3 protein-coding genes are annotated in these 3,218 nt (G+C 68.2%); 2 read left to right on the forward strand and 1 reads right to left on the reverse strand.

The features are described from left to right. Nucleotides 1-171: 171 nt before the first annotated feature. Nucleotides 172-675, forward strand: coding sequence for a hypothetical protein (locus tag CCN51_RS48060; protein WP_014180080.1), 504 nt, complete (start codon nucleotides 172-174; stop codon nucleotides 673-675). 22 nt (nucleotides 676-697) lie between these two features. Beyond that, nucleotides 698-2,065 carry a hypothetical protein gene (locus tag CCN51_RS48065; protein ID WP_014180081.1) on the forward strand — a complete coding sequence of 456 codons (1,368 nt, stop codon included), beginning with the start codon at nucleotides 698-700 and terminating at the stop codon, nucleotides 2,063-2,065. A 15-nt stretch (nucleotides 2,066-2,080) separates the two neighbouring features. Here the strand turns inward: CCN51_RS48065 and CCN51_RS48070 are convergent, their stop codons facing one another. After that, on the reverse strand, nucleotides 2,081-3,088 hold the full coding sequence (locus CCN51_RS48070) for an MASE1 domain-containing protein (protein WP_014180082.1): 1,008 nt from the start codon (nucleotides 3,086-3,088) through the stop codon (nucleotides 2,081-2,083). Between the last annotated feature and the right edge of the window lie 130 nt (nucleotides 3,089-3,218).

The raw sequence follows: 3,218 nt of genomic DNA on the forward strand, positions 1-3,218 counted from the left end.
ATCACTCCGGCTACGGCCGGGGGAGGCGCGAATCTTGCCCGGCCGTAGCCGGAGTGATGTCATCCGATTCAGCTACCATGCGTTTTGATCTGCGATGTGGTGCGGTGTGGCCGGGGGAGGAACGGCCGCGGCACCGGATGCGCGGATGTCCTCTACAGGAGGTAACGGGGAATGTCATTCGACAGCGAGTGGTCTCAACTCAAGGCGGACGCGGCCGGGCAGCAGAGCGCCCATACGCGGCTCAACCAGCTTCCCGCGGACCCCGGTGGCGGCGGGGGAGCACCGACTCCGAGCGGCGGCAAGGGCTCCGATCTGATCGTGCACCAGGACGACTTGGGCGCGGTCGGACACGAGGCCTTCGTCCTGCACGGGGAGTTGCAGAAGGTGGCCGATATCGCCGGGGCGGGGGCCAACAAGGAGGGCGTGGGGTCGTCCATGCAGGCGGCCAAGGCGTTGAGCGACCACAACTTCGCCATGGGCGATGCGCTGAGCACCACGGTGTCCGTCTGGAGTTCCCAGGTGAAGACCGTACTCCAGATGTGCGCCCATATCTCCAATCACCTGGACTACTCGAAGAAGGCGCACGGGAACGACGATGCGCAGATCGCGGCCTCCTTGCGCAACCGGGACGGGTCGGCCGTGAGTGTTTCTGAGATATCCAAGATGGTGAAGTAGCGGAAACGGCGGGGGAAAGACGATGGGGGCTCTCACCTACGCGGATCTCATCGGCGTTGATCTGGGGAAGCTCGGCGCCGTGGTCACGGACTGGAAGTGCGCCGTCGATGGCTTGAAGAGGCTGATGAACGATGCGCGTTCGGGCCTGCGGAAGAAGTCGGAGGGGGCGCGGTGGGCCGGGCTCAACGCGGATGTCACACGTGAATTCGTCGGCAAGACCGCGAAGGAGTTCGCGGATCTGCACAAGGAAGCCAGCAGCATCTGGAGCGTCCTCGACGACGCGCACTCACAGCTGACCGAGATTCAGTCCAGCGTCAAGTCGATCGTCGCGCAGGCGCAGGACGACGGGCTCCGGCTCTCCGACAATTTCGACGGCACCGTGCGCTTCCTCTACCCCCATACGCCGGGGGACGACGGGGTACGGACGCAAGCGCAGTTGGACACTCAGGAGGCCTACGCCAACCGCGTCAACCGGAAGATCGCCCAGGCCGTCGAGGTCGACGGCATCGTCAAGGCCGCGCTGGCCAAGAGCCACGGCGGCGACCCGTACAACGCGGGCCACGCCGGGTACCACTCCCTGAACGACGCCAAGGTCGACCGGGCCATCGACCTTGCCTCGCTGGGCCAAAGGGCGAACCCCAGCCAGCGCGCCGAACTGCGCAGGATCTGGGACGGCCTCAGCCCCGAACTGCGCGGCCGGGTCTGGGAGGCCGACAGGATGGCGCTGATGGCGGCCGGGATCTCGGACCCGCAGTACAAGTGGAAGCCGGCGGATGTGGGATCCGGGAAGTTCCACTCGCGCGATCCTGGTTACAAGGACTATCTGTTCCAGCTCGAGGCGAAGGCCATGGCGAAGGGCGGCCGGCTGGCGGGCTACGACCAGGGGGCCCGCGCGTTGGCCCACTACCTCGGAGGGTCCGGAAAGCCGCTGGATCTGGACATCGACCGTATGTGGGACGAGGACAAGGGATTTCGGAAGGCCGCCACGGAGAACCTCTCCAAGCATGAGGACGAGTGGCGGCAAAAGGCCCTGAAAGCGTTCGAGGAGTCCGGCGGCCGGCCAGTGGCTATTCCGGTGGAGACGAAGGCCGAGGGATACGAGCAGGGCGACCCCGACTGGAATTTCGCCGTCGGCCACGGGATGGTGAACCATTCGGGAGTCGTGAGTGTGGAGCCTGGCCCGCACGGCGGGAAGCCCAAGGTGTCCCTCGACTACCAGGTGAATGTCTGGGACCGATACAACTGGGATGACAACACGTCGTTCGAAATCGCGGGCGTCACCGTCACGGGCGCACAGATGCAAGGGCTCCACCAGACCGGCCTCGCCCAGGAATTCAACATGCACGGCAGAAGCTCGACTCATTGGCGCGACCTGACTCAGCCGCGCTAGCCGGCGGGCTGACGGCTACGGGGGGTCCGGCGGCTGCTCACCCCGGCGCGGCGGCGGCCACTCCCGTAGCACGTCACCCGGCGCCAGCCGGACCACCACCTCGGCGAGCTGGGTGCAGATCAGCTCGATCTGCTGGCGGGTACGGTTCCGCTCGGCGATGATCGCCGACAGCAGCAGTGCGGTCAGCGCGGTGGAGCCGTTGAACGCCTGCAGGGTGACCATCCGCGCCAGCAGCGTATGTCCCGCGAACGGGCCGACCCCCGCCGCCGTCGCCTGGATCGCGCACACCGACACGATGAGCGAGCACGGCGCGGCCCCCGCCAGCTGGAAGCGCAGCGCCGCCCAGATCAGAAAGGGGAAGACCAGGAAGATCAGGCTGCCGACCGAGTGCGTGGTGAGTAACGCGACGACCGCGGTGCCCAGCAACAGCAGCACAGCCTCGGCCCACCGGTAGGGGTGGACGCCGCGCGGCAGCCGGGCCCTGCTCAGCACCAGCAGCAGCGGTGTGATCACCAGGACCCCCATCGCGTCCCCCGTCCACCACACCGACCAGGTCGACCAGAAGGCGTCCGCCGGGAGTGCTCCCTGCAGGTCGAGCACACCGGTGCCCACCGTGGAGCTGATCAGCATGCCGGCCAGCGCGCCGAGGAAGACCAGCGAGAGCGCGTCCCGCAGCCGGTTCAGCTCCGTATGGAACCCCATGCGCCGCAGCAGCAGATACGAGCACACCGGGGCCACGGTGTTGCCCGCCACGATCGCGACGACCGCGGGGACCGTCGGGCCGATCGGCGCGTTGACCAGGAGGGCGCCCAGCGTGACGCCCGGCCAGGTGCGCAGGCCGAGCAGGAGCAGACAGGCCAGGGCGATACCGGTGGGCGGCCAGAGCGGGGTGACCTGCCCGCGCACCAGCTCCTGAAGCAGCCCGATCCGGGCCCCGACGTAGTAGGCCGCCGCGACGGCGACGATCCGCAGGCCCGTGGCACCGTATCGCCGGATCCAGTCATCGCCTGCCACAGCGGCCATCAGACAACGTCGTCGCAGTTCGGTGCGGGTGACACGCAGAGCCGCGGCGCGGCGTCCGCCGCACGGCGGATACCGCGGCGCCGCCGTCGGATGTAAGGCGGTCGCGGGGCCGAGGGGGGCCGAGGGGGCC

Source organism: Streptomyces milbemycinicus (assembly GCF_002154605.1).
GTDB classification, from domain to species: domain Bacteria; phylum Actinomycetota; class Actinomycetes; order Streptomycetales; family Streptomycetaceae; genus Streptomyces; species Streptomyces milbemycinicus.

What these genes read in the sequence shown, in the direction of transcription:
- CCN51_RS48060 (WP_014180080.1), top strand. Translation starts at nt 172, where the DNA reads ATGTCATTCGACAGCGAGTGGTCTCAACTCAAGGCGGACGCGGCCGGG.
- CCN51_RS48065 (WP_014180081.1), top strand. Translation starts at nt 698, where the DNA reads ATGGGGGCTCTCACCTACGCGGATCTCATCGGCGTTGATCTGGGGAAG.
- CCN51_RS48070 (WP_014180082.1), bottom strand. Translation starts at nt 3,088, where the DNA reads ATGGCCGCTGTGGCAGGCGATGACTGGATCCGGCGATACGGTGCCACG.